The organism is Castellaniella sp. MT123 (assembly GCF_039614765.1).
Taxonomy (GTDB): Bacteria; Pseudomonadota; Gammaproteobacteria; order Burkholderiales; family Burkholderiaceae_B; genus Castellaniella.
On sequence record NZ_CP154879.1, the window covers coordinates 2,181,013 to 2,195,780 of the forward strand.

14 protein-coding genes are annotated in these 14,768 nt (G+C 64.8%); 10 read left to right on the forward strand and 4 right to left on the reverse strand.

From position 1 onward, the window contains the following. Positions 1–86: 86 nt before the first annotated feature. The 3 genes from ABCV34_RS10190 to ABCV34_RS10200 are packed head-to-tail and all read left to right on the forward strand — an operon-like array spanning position 87 to position 2,946. Complete coding sequence (locus tag ABCV34_RS10190) at positions 87–1,355, forward strand: FAD-dependent oxidoreductase (protein WP_345796113.1); 1,269 nt, start codon at positions 87–89, stop codon at positions 1,353–1,355. Beyond that, a complete protein-coding gene (locus tag ABCV34_RS10195) occupies positions 1,352–2,287 on the forward strand; it encodes a 4-hydroxyproline epimerase (RefSeq protein WP_345796114.1) in 936 nt (311 codons plus the stop codon). The genes ABCV34_RS10190 and ABCV34_RS10195 overlap by 4 nt, the downstream gene beginning before the upstream one ends. 2 nt (positions 2,288–2,289) lie before the next feature. After that, entirely contained in the window at positions 2,290–2,946 is a 657-nt protein-coding gene (locus tag ABCV34_RS10200; RefSeq protein ID WP_345796115.1) for a GntR family transcriptional regulator, read from the forward strand. A 114-nt stretch (positions 2,947–3,060) separates the two neighbouring features. Here ABCV34_RS10200 and ABCV34_RS10205 read toward each other — a convergent pair whose 3' ends face one another. Both ABCV34_RS10205 and dapA read right to left on the reverse strand, forming a co-directional pair. After that, a complete protein-coding gene (locus ABCV34_RS10205; RefSeq protein ID WP_345796116.1) occupies positions 3,061–4,542 on the reverse strand; it encodes an aldehyde dehydrogenase in 1,482 nt (493 codons plus the stop codon). 10 nt (positions 4,543–4,552) lie between these two features. Beyond that, entirely contained in the window at positions 4,553–5,428 is an 876-nt protein-coding gene (gene dapA / locus ABCV34_RS10210; protein ID WP_345796117.1) for a 4-hydroxy-tetrahydrodipicolinate synthase, read from the reverse strand. Between the two features lie 252 nt (positions 5,429–5,680). Here dapA and ABCV34_RS10215 point away from each other — a divergent pair, with 252 nt between their 5' ends. Further along, positions 5,681–5,869: a 4-oxalocrotonate tautomerase gene (locus tag ABCV34_RS10215; RefSeq protein WP_345796118.1), complete on the forward strand. Its 189-nt coding sequence runs from the start codon at positions 5,681–5,683 to the stop codon at positions 5,867–5,869. Between the two features lie 35 nt (positions 5,870–5,904). Here ABCV34_RS10215 and ABCV34_RS10220 read toward each other — a convergent pair whose 3' ends face one another. Beyond that, the gene (locus ABCV34_RS10220) at positions 5,905–6,252 is read right to left on the reverse strand and encodes a DUF4168 domain-containing protein (RefSeq protein WP_345796119.1); all 348 of its coding nucleotides are present in this window, start codon (positions 6,250–6,252) and stop codon (positions 5,905–5,907) included. 177 nt (positions 6,253–6,429) lie between these two features. Between ABCV34_RS10220 and ABCV34_RS10225 the strand changes: the two genes are divergently transcribed. The 6 genes from ABCV34_RS10225 to ABCV34_RS10250 all read left to right on the forward strand — a co-directional run bounded on the left by ABCV34_RS10225 (position 6,430) and on the right by ABCV34_RS10250 (position 13,824). Then, a complete protein-coding gene (locus tag ABCV34_RS10225; protein WP_345796120.1) occupies positions 6,430–7,086 on the forward strand; it encodes a thiopurine S-methyltransferase in 657 nt (218 codons plus the stop codon). Between the two features lie 153 nt (positions 7,087–7,239). Then, a complete protein-coding gene (locus ABCV34_RS10230) occupies positions 7,240–7,548 on the forward strand; it encodes a high-potential iron-sulfur protein (RefSeq protein ID WP_345796121.1) in 309 nt (102 codons plus the stop codon). A 98-nt stretch (positions 7,549–7,646) separates the two neighbouring features. Beyond that, positions 7,647–8,663, forward strand: coding sequence for a UDP-glucose 4-epimerase GalE (gene galE, locus ABCV34_RS10235; protein ID WP_345796122.1), 1,017 nt, complete (start codon positions 7,647–7,649; stop codon positions 8,661–8,663). 114 nt (positions 8,664–8,777) lie between these two features. Next, positions 8,778–10,520, forward strand: a complete 1,743-nt coding sequence (locus tag ABCV34_RS10240; protein ID WP_345796123.1) for a methyl-accepting chemotaxis protein — start codon at positions 8,778–8,780, stop codon at positions 10,518–10,520. A 179-nt stretch (positions 10,521–10,699) separates the two neighbouring features. Continuing rightward, entirely contained in the window at positions 10,700–12,502 is a 1,803-nt protein-coding gene (locus ABCV34_RS10245) for a methyl-accepting chemotaxis protein (RefSeq protein WP_345796124.1), read from the forward strand. A 176-nt stretch (positions 12,503–12,678) separates the two neighbouring features. Continuing rightward, a complete protein-coding gene (locus tag ABCV34_RS10250; protein WP_345796125.1) occupies positions 12,679–13,824 on the forward strand; it encodes an ABC transporter substrate-binding protein in 1,146 nt (381 codons plus the stop codon). Between the two features lies 1 nt (position 13,825). On the opposite strand, the gene ABCV34_RS10255 is transcribed toward ABCV34_RS10250, so the two are convergent. Then, the gene (locus ABCV34_RS10255; RefSeq protein WP_345796126.1) at positions 13,826–14,677 is read right to left on the reverse strand and encodes a DsbC family protein; all 852 of its coding nucleotides are present in this window, start codon (positions 14,675–14,677) and stop codon (positions 13,826–13,828) included. Positions 14,678–14,768 lie beyond the last annotated feature (91 nt).

The following is a 14,768-nucleotide window of genomic DNA, read 5'->3' on the forward strand; positions in this document are numbered from 1 at the left end:
ATTTTCAGCCCGCGCGATGCGCATTCATCTGAAAATTCGCAAGCGTCCGCCCTGAACGCAGGGGTGTGCCACGCATCAAGGATCTCATGCAAGCGTCTTCTTGCGACATCGCCATCGTCGGTGGCGGCATCATCGGCGTCAATTGCGCCCTGGCTCTCAGCGACCTTGGTCGAGACGTGGTCCTGATCGAACCTCAAGACTTGGCCGGCGGCGCCAGCAAAGGCAATGCCGGTGCGCTGGCCTTTGCCGAAATCCTGCCGCTGGCATCGCCGAAGATCATCCGCAAAGCGGTCCGCTGGCTGTTCGACCCCCTGGGGCCGCTCAGTCTGCCGCCTGCCTATCTGCCGCGCATCGCGCCCTGGCTGCTGCATCTGTGGCGATCCAGCTGGCCTGACCGTTATCAGGCGAATATCCAGGCCCAGGTCGCCCTGATGGGGCTGGCGCGCACCGAAATGCAGGCCATGCTGGATCGCAGCGGGCTGACCGGCCACCTGCACTCCCGGGGCGTCCTGGAACTCTACGAGGGGGAAGCCCGCTATCGGGCCTCGCAGGAAACTGCCCGCTGGCGGGCGCGTTATGGCATCGAAAGCCAGCTACTGCAGGGGGCGGAACTGGCCGCCCTGCAGCCCGGCCTGGCGCCCCGCTTTACTCATGGCGTCTTCGTGTCCGACTGGCGAAACGTCGCGGATCCTTACGCGCTGGGTCAGGCAATCGGCCAGCAGGCCGTCGCCCGAGGCGTACGGCTGTTGCGCGGCTCGGTCCGATCGCTGACACCTAACGCGCCGGGGATACGGCTGACGCTGGACGACGGCAGCCACCTGCAAGCGGGCCAGGTGGTGCTGGCCGCGGGCGCCCGATCCCATCTCCTGGCTCGCGATCTGGGGGACCGGATCCCGCTGGAAACCGAACGCGGCTACAACACGACGCTGCCACCGGACGCCTTCGATCTGCGTCAACAGATCACCTTCGGCGATCACGGCTTTGTGGTGTCCCCGCTGACCTGCGGCATCCGCGTGGGCGGCTCCGTCGAACTCGCCGGCCTGGACCGCGCCCCGAACTATCGCCGCGCCCAGGTCATGCTGGACAAGGCCAAAACCTTTCTGCCGGATCTGCGCACTTCCGGGGGCACTCAATGGATGGGATTCCGGCCCAGCCTGCCAGATTCCCTGCCGATCATCGGCCGCGCGACGCACCAGCCGGCCGTCCTGTATGCCTTCGGCCACGGCCATCTGGGCCTGACCCAGAGCGCCGCCACGGGCCGGCTGATCCGTGATCTGGTGACCGGGCAGCAGCCGGCCATCGATTTGCATCCGTATCGCGCCCAACGTTTTTCCTTTTTCGGTTCCCGCTCATGAAACGCATCTCGATTCTGGATTCCCATACCGGGGGCGAACCCACGCGCCTGGTGCTGGACGGCTTCCCCGACCCGGGGCCGGACGACATGGCTCAGCGCCGCGCCTACCTCGCGGAACACCATGACGACTGGCGCAAAGCCGTCATCCTCGAACCGCGCGGCCATGATGTGATCGTGGGGGCGCTGCTGTGCCCGCCGCAGGATCCGAAGGCCAGCGCGGGGGTGATCTTCTTCAACAACGCGGGCTACCTGGGGATGTGCGGCCACGGCACCATCGGCCTGATCGTCTCGCTGGCCTACCTGGGACGCATCCAGCCGGGTGTGCACCGCATCGAAACCCCCGTCGGCCCGGTCGATGCCACGCTTCACCCCGATGGCAGCGTCAGCGTGCGCAACGTGCCCTCCTACCGTCTGGAAAAAGCCGTCACGGTCCAGGTTCCAGGGATCGGTCCGGTAACGGGCGATATTGCCTGGGGTGGCAACTGGTTCTTCCTGGTGAACTCACCGGATCGGGTCCATCCAGGCGCCAGCACCGCCGCACTGACAGACCATGCCGCCGCCATCGGCCAGGCCCTGGACGACCAGGGGATTCGCGGGCGCGATGGCGCCCTGATCGACCACGTCGAACTGTTCGGCGCGGATCCCGAGGCCGACAGCCGCAGCTTCGTGCTGTGCCCGGGCAAAGCCTACGACCGTTCACCCTGTGGAACAGGGACCAGCGCCAAGGTCGCCTGCCTGGCCGCCGACGGCAAGCTGCAGCCCGGCCAGATCTGGCGCCAGGCCAGCATCATTGGCAGCCGCTTCGAAGCCAGCTACGAGACCGGCCCCGACGGCACAGTCATCCCCACGATCCGAGGGAACGCCCACATCAGCGGTGAAACCACGCTGATCCTGCAAGACGACGATCCCTTTGCCTGGGGAATCCCAGCCTGATCATGACCATCGCAACCACCCCCACCAAGACCCGGGCGACCGAGGCCGCCTACGATGCGATCGAACAGATGATCGCCACGCTGCGGCTCGAGCCCAATCAGCCAATCGTGGAAAGTGACCTGATCCAGATGACCGGATTGGGGCGCACTCCCATCCGCGAGGCGCTTATGCGGCTGGTCGCCAGCGGCCTGATCGAGCAGCAACCCCGCCGGGGCCTGCGGGTCAGCGAGATCCGCATCGCCGAGCATCTGATCCTGATCGACACGCGCCGGGTGCTGGAGCGCCTGATCGCCACGTCATCGGCGCGCCGGGCGACGCCCGACCAGCGGGCGAAACTGCTGCAATACGCGCAGGATATGCTGGCGGCGGCCAAGCGTCGCGATCTGGCAGGATACATGCAGGCCGATCAGGCACTGGACCGCATCAACCACGAGGCCTGCCGCAACCCTTATGCGGTCCAGGCGATCATCCCGATGATCATCCAGTGCCGGCGCTTCTGGTATGCCTACCAGCACGAAGGCGATCTGGAACGTGGCGCCCGATCCCACCTGATGGAGGCCGAGGGCATCCACGCCAACAACCCGGAACAGGCGGTCGCGGGGGCGGATGCGCTGATGGACTATCTGACGGAATTCACGCGGACCGTGATCGAAGCCTAAGAAGTGGGTGCCCCCACGCTGCGCAGGCTAGCGCCTGCTTGCTGCCCCCCAAGGGGGCCCTTCCGCCTTGGGACGGCCCGGCGGCGGAAGGACATTCTTAAATTAAACAGCGATTCAGTTCACATACCAGATGGTCTTGATCTGCTGGTACTGATCCAGGGCTTCCAGGCCGTTGTCGCGGCCGCCGAAGCCGGACTGCTTGTAGCCACCGAACGGCGTGGTGATGTCGCCCTCCGAAAAACCGTTGATCGACACCGTGCCGGCCTGGATCGCGCGCGCTACGCGCTGCGCACGGCCGACGTCGCGAGTGTACAGGGACGCAGCCAGGCCATACGCGCTGTCGTTGGCCAGTTCGATGGCTTCGGCTTCCGTCTCGAAGGGCGTCACCGCCAGGATGGGGCCGAAAACCTCTTCCCGGAATAACCGCGAGCCCGCCGACACCTGATCGAAGATCGTCGGTTCGACGTACCAGCCACTCCCCAGATCGGCATGGATCCGGCCGCCATGCACCAGCCGGGCCCCATCGGCCGCCGCACCGTCCAGGAAGCCGCGTACCCTCTCGAAGTGGGCGCGCTCGACCATGGGGCCGATCTTCACCGATTCATCCGTCGGCAAGCCGACAGTCCAGGTCGCCAGGCGCTCGCGCAAGCGTTCCAGCAGCGCGTCCTTGATGCCCGCCTGCACGATCAGGCGCGAGCCACAACTGCAGTTCTCGCCCATGTTCCAGAAGGCCGCGGCCAGCACGTGATCGACCAAACGGTCCAGATCGGCATCGTCGAAAATGACCTGCGGGCTCTTGCCACCGCATTCCAGCACGATCTCCTTCAGATTGCTTTCGGCGGAATACTTCAGGAAATAACGCCCGACCTCGGTCGAGCCGGTGAACGACACGACGTCCACGTCCATATGACGGCCCAGGGCCTGGCCCGTTTCCTCGCCCAGACCGGTGACCAGCTGCAGGGCGCCCGCCGGCACGCCGGCTTCGTACGCCAGCTGCGTCATGCGATAGGCGCTCAGCGAGGTCAGCTCGGCGGGCTTCACGATGACGGAATTTCCCGCGACCAGGGCCGGCGCCACTTTCCAGGCATACATTTGCGCCGGGAAGTTCCAGGGCAGCACGGCCCCGACGACTCCGATCGGTTCCCTCACGATCAGGCCCAGCGCATCCGGCCCGGTGGGGGCGATGCGGCCGAAGCACTTGTCGATCGCCTCGGCATACCAGCGGAAGGTATCCAGCGTCGCCGGCATGTCGGTGTTCAGACATTCCGTGATCGGCTTGCCGGCATCGATGCAGTCCAGCGCCGCCAGTTCTTCGGCATGCGCGGTCATCAGGTCTGTCCAGCGCAACATGACACGCTTGCGCTCGGCGGGTGACAACGCCGACCACTCGCCGGACTTGAAGGTGGCCCGTGCCGCCTTCACCGCACGGTCCACATCCGCAGCCGTGCCGGCTTCGATGGCACCGATCACGCTGTTGTCGATCGGCGTGGTGTTGTCCATCCGGGCCCCGGGCTTCGCCTGCCCGGCAATCAGGTTGCCGGCCCACAGGCTACCTGCCCGGGCCTGTTCGAAAATCTGTTCTTTAGTGTGCGGCATGGGAGTCTCCTTAAGCCTGATAGGCGTCGAGCATCGCGAGGAATTCCTGCGCGGCCTCGTCGGACAGCGGAGCCAGCGGCAAGCGCACCGTGCCGGCTTCGACACCATGACGGCGGCAGCCCAGCTTCGCCTTCTGGTTGTAATCGCCGGATTCCATCGCCTGGATGACCGGATACATGCCGTTCATCAGCGAGCGCACTTCGTCCCAACGGCCATCGGCCGCTGCCTTGACCATGCGGGCCTGCTCGCCCGGGAACACGTTGGCGCCCCCGCTGATCCAGCAGCGCACGCCCCAGAACAGAAAGTCGGCGGCCATGTCGTCCGAACCACTGATGATCTGGAAATCCGGGATGCGGGCCTGGATCAGGTGCAGCGCCCGATTGAAATTGCCGCTGCTTTCCTTGATACCCACGATGTTGGGGATCTTGGCCAGTTCGACGACCGTTTCCACAGCAATCTGCACGCCCACACGCTGCGGGAAGTCGTACAGGATGATGGGCAGCGGCGTGGCGGCTGCCACCGTGCGGAAGTGCGCCAGAATGCCGGCCTGCTCAGGCAGACTGTACGGCGGCGTGGCCAGCATCAGCCCGTCGTAGCCCAGTGCCTGGGCGCGCCGGGCGTGCTGGATCGACTCCGGCGTGGACAGCGCGTTGATACCGGCGATCGCGGTCACCCGGCCCTTGGTCGTCTCCACCACGGTGCGCAGCACCAGTTCGCGCTCTTCATCATCGAGCGCATAGTATTCCCCCGTGGTCCCGCAGGCGACGATGCCGGCCACGCCCGCCTCGACGAAACGCTCCACCAGCTGGCGCAGCGCGTCGGCATTCACGCGATCGTCCGCCGTGAAAGGAGTGACGATGGGAACCAGAACGCCTTGAATATTCATATGCTTTCCTAACGACAAAAGGATGCCCGCAAGACGGGGCGATAGCGGGCACATCAGCCACACCAGGATTCAGCGACCAGTCTAATATCCTTTAAATATATTTACAACATATCAAGGACTAACCACCTCTTTCAGAAGGAGACGGGATGATGGGAACAGGGAGCACGGCTTATCCACAACGGCTGCTCCACGCAGGTCTTCGGGCGCGTGTGCTAGGCTCCTGATCTTTCCACGATCACCAGGAGCCACGTCATGCCCACCCTGCACATCGAACTGCTCGAAGGCCGCCCTGCCGAGAAGAAACGCGAACTGGTTCAGGCCCTGACCGAACGCACCTGCGAAGTCCTGGGTTGCCAGCCTGGCGCGGTCGACATCATCTTGACCGAGATCCGCAAGGATCACTGGGCTACCGGTGGAGTGCTCTGGTCTGAAAAAACCTGAGAAAACCCGGGCGGCCTTGCACCGCCCGGAATCGCCTACTGCGCCACCATGCGCTCGACTTTCTTGCGCAGTTCCGGGTTCTTGCGCACCGCATGGCTGATTCCGTTGTATTCGGCTACGCTCATCCCGCCCGCCTCGACCCGATCCACCATTTGCTGATCGGCCTCGACACGCACGGCCTGCTTGGCCTGGTCCCCCTGCGCGGCCTCCAGACGCGGCTGATATTCGGCCGCCACGTTGCTGACCTGACGCACGGCAGTCGCGTACCGCTGCAGCTGTTCCTCGGTCGGCGCATCGATGGTTTCGGAGGCTGCCTGAGCCCTGGCTACGCGCGTGGGGTTGATCGGCCCCGCCAGCCCCAGGGCGATGACAGAAGCGGCCATGAACGCTTTCATCGATTGATTCATCTCTGACTCCTGGCTTTCATGAATGAAGTTTCATGATGGCGGCCGGTCCGGGGTGTTTCAAGTTTCCCAATGCTGAGTCCTGTAACGGCATACCACGCCACCCACCCGACCCGCTACACTGAAACTCCAAGATTCTCGGATGGAGTGAAACCAATGGACACGGATTTCTGGCTGCAGCGGTGGGTACAAGGACAGACCGGCTTTCATCAGAGCCGGGTGATGCCCCTGCTGCAAAAGCACTGGCCCGGACTGGACCTTCCCGCGCGGGCCCGTGTGCTGGTGCCTCTGGCGGGCAAATCCCTGGACGTGGCCTGGCTGGCCGGCCAGGGCCATGCCGTGCTGGCGGTCGAGATCTCCTCGCTGGCGGTCGAGCAGTTCTTCGCCGAACACGACCTGACCCCCACCGTCCGGGACACGCCGCACGGACGGCTGTACCACGCTGGGCGCATCGATTATCTGTGCGGCGACATCTTCGGACTGGATGCGGCCACGCTGTCGGACTGCCAAGCCTGCTATGACCGCGCCGCCCTGATCGCCCTGACACCCGAGCTGCGGGCGCGCTACGTGGACCATGTCTATGGACAATTGCCCGCCGGCTGTCGGGCCTTGCTGCTGACGCTGGACTATCCCCAAGCCGAAATGGATGGCCCGCCGTTTTCAGTGCCCGACACGGAAGTGCAGGCGCGTTACGGATCGCGCTGGCAAATCGAATGCCTGGAAACCCGCGACGTACTGGCTACCGAGCCGAAATTCGCGGAACGCGGCATCACGCGCATGAATACCAACGTATATCGACTGACTGCCCGCTGACATCCGACCCGCACTGAACACGGGCGAACCCACCGCAATCCGGCAGGCGTCGAGGGTGGGTGGGCCCGGTGACTTGCCACACCGGCGGGTCAGGCGAATAATGGACCGGAAAAGACCACTGGCTCGTGGGGAATCCAATCTTGGGAGTTCCTCATGAAAACCTCTCGCCGTACGTTCCTGATCTCCAGCGCCGGTCTGGTATCCGGCCTGACCCTGTCGCGCCACGCGACGGCTGCCGAACGCGTCGATGAAAACAGCCCACTGGCCAAACAACTGGGATACAAGCACGACGCCACCCTGGTCGACAAGGCTACCCAGCCCAAATTCAAACCGGGTGAACACTGCGCCAACTGCCAGCTGTATCAGGGAAAACCGGGCGATGCCTGGGGGCCCTGTCCGATCTTCAGCGGCCAGGATGTCTCCGACAAAGGCTGGTGCAGCGCGTATACACCGAAGGGCTGAATACACGCCCTGCACGGCACGTCCCTTCCCCCGACGGATCCACCGGATGCCTCGCCAGCTGTTAGCATGACGGTTTTTGAACGGACCGGCGTTTCATCATGGCCTTATTGATCACGGGCGGGGCGGGCTACATCGGCTCGCATACGGTGCTGGAACTGCTGGCGGCCGGCCAGGACGTGCTGGTGCTGGACAACCTGAGCAACAGTTCCCGCGAGTCGCTGTCCCGGGTCGCCGCGCTGACAGGGCGGGAGCCGGGACTCATCGAAGGAGACGTCCGCGACCGAGCCTTGCTCGACCGGCTGTTTGCCGATCATGACATCACGGGCGTCGTCCATTTCGCCGGCCTGAAGGCAGTGGGCGAAAGCGTCCGTGAGCCGCTACGCTACTACGACAACAACGTCGCCGGCGCGATCGCCCTGTGCGAAGCCATGAGGGCCGCCGGCGTCCACCGCCTGGTCTTCAGTTCCTCCGCCACGGTTTACGGCAACCCGGATCGCATGCCGATCGGCGAGGATTGCCCTACGGGACAACCGACCAACCCTTACGGCCGATCCAAGCTCATGGTCGAGGAGATCCTGCGGGACCTGGCAGCCACCGATCCGCGCTGGTCCATCGCGCTGCTGCGCTACTTCAATCCGGTTGGCGCCCACGCCAGCGGCCGCATCGGCGAGGACCCGCACGGCATCCCCAACAATCTACTCCCCTACATCAGCCAGGTCGCCGTGGGCCGGCTCGAACGCGTCTCGGTCTTCGGCAACGACTACCCCACACCGGACGGCACGGGCGTGCGGGACTACATCCACGTGGTGGACCTGGCCCTGGGGCATCTGGCCGCCCTGGACTATCTGCGGCAACATGCCGGCATCCACACCTGGAACCTGGGGACCGGCACCGGCTATTCGGTCCTGGATATGATCCGGGCCTTCGAGATCGCTTGCGGCCACCCGGTTCCCTACACAATCGCACCGCGGCGGCCGGGCGACATCGCCGCCTGCTGGTCCGATCCAGGCAAGGCGGCAAGCGAACTGGGCTGGCGCGCACAGCGCGGATTGGCGCAGATGATGGCCGATACCTGGCGCTGGCAATCGGCCAACCCGGACGGCTACCGCTCCTGATCGCGGAAAAGTAGGCTGGGTTTCGGCGCTTGCTGAGCAGATCAGAACGGGCGGGTTTTCCCTAACATACGGAAAACCTGAAAACTCGTTCAGGCACCCTGCACGCCACATCACATGAAAAATCTCAAGATCAGCACACGGCTTGCCGCAGCTTTTGCATTTCTATTGCTTCTCGCCCTGATTCTGGCCTCGATCGGCATCTGGAATGCCCGCAGCACCCAGTCCATCGCAAAAGAAATCGGCCTACGCGGCGAAGCCAATCAACTGATAACCGAATGGAGCCATTCCGTCGAAGTGCGTGCGAACCAAGTCATGGCCTATGCACTGATCTCCGACCCGGAGATGATCGGCTACTTCAAGCAAGAGATCGACAAAGCCACGCAGACGATCGAAAGCGACACCCAGAAGGGTCAGGCTCTGTTCACCGCACCGGAATCCAAGCGTCTGTTTACCGAGATCCTGAATCAGCGCACGCAGTACCTGCAGATCATGAACCGAGTCTTCAAGGCGCTGGACAGCTATCAATCCGTGCTGGCAAACGAGCTCGTCCGCGACCAGCTTCCGGCCGCCAACAAGAGTTACATCGCCAGCCTGGATGCGCTACGCCAGTATCAGCAGAACATGGTCAACCAGGCGCAAGATCATTCCGCCAGCCAGGCTCGGACCAGCGAGAACCTGCTGATCCTGGCCACCGTCCTGGCGTTCATCCTGGGGCCCCTGTTTGCATGGCGTGTCATGCGGGCCATCACACGACCGCTGGCCGATGCGGTATCCCTCGCCGAGGGTATCGCCCATAACGACCTCAGCCACCGGGTCCAGACCGAATCCACCAATGAAATCGGCCAGCTGCTGCACGCCCTGGGGCGCATGACGCAGAACCTGCGCGGCACCGTGGGCGAAGTCCGCAGCGGTGCCGATTCCATCGCCTCGGCCGCCAACCAGATCTCCGCCGGCAACCTGGATCTGTCCTCGCGCACCGAACAGCAGGCCAGCTCCCTGGCCGAAACCGCCGCCACAATGGAACAGATCACCGCCACTGTGCGCCAGAACGCCGACAATGCCCACCAGGCCAACACCCTGGCGGCAACCGCTGCCCAGACCGCATCCGATGGCGGAGCGCTGGTCGCCGAACTGGTGGGCACAATGGGTGAGATCGACAGCAAATCCCAACAGGTGTCCGACATCATCGGCGTGATTGATTCCATCGCCTTCCAGACCAACATCCTGGCCCTGAACGCCGCCGTCGAGGCCGCCCGCGCCGGCGAACAAGGCCGCGGTTTCGCCGTGGTCGCCGCCGAAGTCCGCGCTCTGGCGCAGCGATCCGCGGGGGCTGCGAAGGAAATCAAGGCGTTGATCGACACGTCCGTCGCAGCCACCACCAAGGGCAACGAGCAGGCCGCCCATGCCGGCGCCACCATGCAGCAGATCGTGGACAGCATCAACCGCGTCACCGACATCATGGGCGAGATCAGCGCCGCCAGCCGGGAACAAACCACGGGCATCGAGGAAATCAATTCCGCAATCACCCAGATGGACGACGTCACCCGCCAGAACGCCAGCCTGGTGGAAGAATCCGCAGCTGCTGCCACCAGTCTGCAGGAACAGGCCGGCACCCTGGCGCAACTGGTCGCCATCTTCAACCTGGGCGCCGACGCGGCTTCCGCCTCCCCGGCAGGCAGCCGAACCGCCTCGCAGCCGCCCCGTCTGCCGGCCGCGCCGGAAAAGGTCGTCAGCCCGGCTCCGCAACGTCCGCGCCCTGCGGCCGCGGCAGCCCGCCCCAGTGCCAAACCGGCCTTGCGGGCCCCCAATCGGCCGGCCCCCGTCACCGCCGACACGGAGGAATGGGCCGAGTTCTAAGCCCGGCCGGCCCGCCTCTCGCGGACCGTTTTCAGGATGAAAAGGGGCCCGAGACGGCCCCTGTTGTGCCATTTGGATCTGGATACACTTCGTACAATCCAGAGAAACGATAGTCCGGTCCGCACCGGGATGGCTGCCCGCGCGGTTCCGACACTTTTCTCCCACTGTCCGAGGAATCCATGCGTAACCTGAAAATCGGCACCCGGCTGGCGCTGGGTTTTGGTCTCATCATCATCCTGCTGCTGATCATGTCGGGCATCGGCGCCTGGCGCATGCAGGCCACGGAACAGGGCAGCGCCGATCTGGTCCATCGCCAGTCGAGCAACTCTCTCATCCTGCGCTGGGCCCGCCAAGTCGAGGTCAACGCCAACCAGGCTCTGGCGGCAGCCAACCTGACCAATCCCGACGTACTGAACGTCTTCAAGAAAGGCATGGAAGCCTCGGATCAGCGGTCCGACGAACTCCGCGTCCAGATCGAAAAGCAGCTGCAGCAGGCGAATGCCATCGCCCAATTCAAGCAGGCCCTGCAGGTGCGCGACACCTATCGCACTGGCCGCGCCCAGGCATTCAAGGACCTGGACAACGGCGACTACGCCAAGGCCGATACCTTCTTCAACCAGGAAATGCCGAAGATCACGGCGCAATACATCACGGAAATCGACAAGCTCTCCAAGATGCAAAGCGACTCGGTCGAGCAGACCGTCCAGGAAGGCGCGCGCTCGAACCAGTTGGGCATGACCCTGCTGGGCATCGCGACCCTGTTGGCGCTGATCCTGGGCCCCCTGTTCGCCTGGCGCGTGACGCGCTCGGTCACCCACCCGCTGCGCGCCGCTGTGGGCCTGGCCGAAGCCGTCGCCCGCCGTGACCTCAGTCACGACATCCAGTCGCACACCAAAGACGAAATCGGCCTGCTGCTGCGCGCTCTGGGCGCCATGGCCGGCAACCTGCGCGGCGCGATCGGCGAAGTGCGCAGCGGCGCCGATTCCATCGCCTCGGCCGCCAGCCAGATCTCCGCCGGCAACCTGGACCTGTCCTCGCGCACCGAACAACAGGCCAGTTCGCTCGCGCAGACCGCCGCCACGATGGAACAGATCACCGCCACCGTGCGCCAAAACGCCGACAACACCCAGCAGGCCAATACCCTGGCCGCCGCCGCCGCGAAAACCGCCACCGACGGCGGTACCCTGGTGGGACAGCTGGTGGGCACCATGAGCGAGATCAACGGCAAGTCCCAACAGGTGGCCGACATCATCGGCGTGATCGATTCCATCGCCTTCCAGACCAACATCCTGGCCCTGAACGCCGCCGTCGAGGCCGCCCGCGCCGGCGAACAAGGCCGCGGTTTCGCCGTGGTCGCCTCCGAGGTGCGCGCCCTGGCGCAACGATCCGCTGGGGCCGCGAAGGAAATCAAGGCGCTCATCGACGCCTCGGTCCAGTCCACCGCCAAGGGCAACGAACAGGCCGCCCATGCCGGCGCCACCATGCAGCAGATCGTGGACAGCATCAACCGCGTCACCGACATCATGGGCGAGATCAACGCGGCCAACCGCGAACAGACCACCGGCATCGAGGAAATCAATTCCGCGATCACCCAGATGGACGATGTCACGCGCCAGAACGCCAGCCTGGTGGAAGAATCCTCCGCCGCCGCCACCAGCCTGCAGAACCAGGCCGACACACTCGCCCAGCTGGTCACCACCTTCAACCTGGGCACCGATGCGTCAGCCGCCGGTTCGTCCGCCAACGCAGACGCCCGCCGCGCATCCATGGCTGGCGAGCCCGCATCCGCCAACGGTCGTACTGCCCAGCAGGCGCCACGCCTGCCCGCAGCCCCCGAAAAGGTCGTCAGCCCGGTGCCACAGCGGCCGCGTCGCGAACCGAAGCCGGCGGAACCGGCCGCGGCGGCCACCCGTCCCGCATTGCGGGCCCCCGGGAAGCCGGCACCCGCGACCGCCGACACCGAGGAATGGGCTGAATTCTAAGTCCCCATCCCCAAAGCCCCGTTCCCCGGAACGGGGCTTTTTCAATACAATTCCCCAGTCACACGCCATCCCGGACAATCGCGGGCACGCTGTTCGCCAACCCGCGCCACGCCCCACGATCCGCAACGCGGCCGAGATTGGCTGAACACCGAATCCAACACACCAGGAGACCCACCGTGCACACACGAGCCCTGGCAGCCACACTGGTTGCCCTGCTGACCCTTCCCCTGACCAGCCTGGCTCAGGTCAGGATCGGCGTGGTGGCGTCGGCAACCGGCCCGACCGCCCTGGTCGGCATCCCCCAGAAGAACACCGTGCCGCTATTGCCCAAGCAGGCCGGGGATCTGAAGATCGAATACATCAGTCTGGACGACGCCAGCGACCCCACCCAGACGGTCACGGCCTTCAAGAAACTGATTTCCGAAGATCACGTCGATGCCATCATCGGACCGACCGGGTCGCCCAATTCCATGAGCGTGCTGCAGTTCGCCGCCGAGTCCGGCACGCCCATGCTCGCGCCGGTGGGCGCGGCCTCGGTCGTGCTGCCGATGACGGAACAGAAACAATGGGCTTTCAAGACCACCCAGAACACGGACATCATCGCCCAGGCCCTGGTACGCGACATGGTCAAACGCGGCATCCACACGGTCGGCTTCATCGGCTTCGCCGATGCCTACGGGGATGACTGGTACCAGGTCTTCAGCAAACTCGCCCAGGCAAACGGCCTGAAAATGACAGTGGCCGAACGCTATCAGCGCACCGACAGCTCTGTCACCGGCCAGGCCTTGAAACTGCTGGCCGCCAAGCCTGACGCCGTCCTGGTGGCCGGCACCGGAGGCGCCGCCGCCCTGCCCCAGATCACGCTGGTACAGCAGGGCTACCGGGGGCAGTTCTATCAGACCCATGGGGCCGCCCTGCCCGCCTTCCTGAAACTGGGCGGCAAAGCGGTGGATGGCACCATCCTGGCGGCCAGCCTGATGCTTGTGCTGCCCGAGGTCCCCGACAGCAATCCATCCAAGCCCATCGCGCAGGACTATATCCAGCGCTATCAGGCCATGTACGGCGAGCGCCCGGCCACCTTCGGCGCCAACGTCTACGATGCCGGCCTGCTGCTGCGGCACGCCATCCCCATCGCGGCAAAAACCGCGCAACCGGGCACGCCGGCCTTCCGCAAAGCGCTGCGCGACGCCCTGGAACAGACCCATGAACTGGTCGCCACCCAAGGCGTCTACAACATGAGTCCGGCCGACCACAGCGGTTTCGATCAGCGCGGCCGCGAACTCATCACCGTCAAGAACGGCGCCTGGACGCTGCTGAAATAAATCACCCCGGCTGGGCGGCCAGTTTCTTCTTCAGGGCGTCCAGCGGCAGGGCGCCGTTCACCCGGGTGCCGTCGGCGAAGAACAGCGCCGGCGTACCCTGCACATTCAGCTTGCGCCCCAGTGCCAGGTTATCCTGGATCGGGGTCTGGCAGTCGGCGGTGGGCGGCAGCTCACCCTTCAGCATCCAGGCCTGCCAGGCCTTGGCGGGATCTGCCGCACACCAGATGTCGCGCGACTTGGTCGTCGAATCCGGCGCCAGAATCGGAAACAGGAAGGTATAGACCGTCACGTTGTCCACATCTTCCAGCGTGCGATCCAGCTGCTTGCAGTAGCCGCAATTGGGGTCCTCGAACACCGCCACCTTGCGCGCGCCCGTGCCCTTGACCTGGCGGATCGCATGATCCAGCGGCAGGCTGTCGAACGCCACTTGCTGCAGGACCTCCAGCCGCTCGGCCGTCAGGTCGCGGCGGGCCTTGGCATCGATCAGAGAACCTTGCAGGACATAATCCACCTGGGCATCGGTATACAGCAGGTCCATCCCCACCTGGACCTCGTAGATCCCTGTCATGGGTGTGATCCGGATGGCATCCACATGGATGCCCGGAAAGCGTTGCTGGAACGCCTTTGTGATGGCCTGCGCCTGTTCCGGCGCCGCCGTGGACAGCACGGTACCCGCCGAACCGGTCACCGCTGCGGGCGTTTTGGCGGGGGTCAGGGTGGAAGTGGATGGCACCGCGGCCGATGCGGCCGGACTGGCCGGCTGGGTGCTCAGTACCCGGTCTTGCGCCGGCTGGGCTAACGCGGACAAGCTGCTGCTCAGCAACACGGCAGCCAGCCCCAGGGAATATTTCATGTGAACCTCAGAAAAAACCGAGGCAACCCGGGATTTATCCCCGGATTGCCATATAACAAGAGGCAATTTTGTCCGACATCGAGGGATCCGG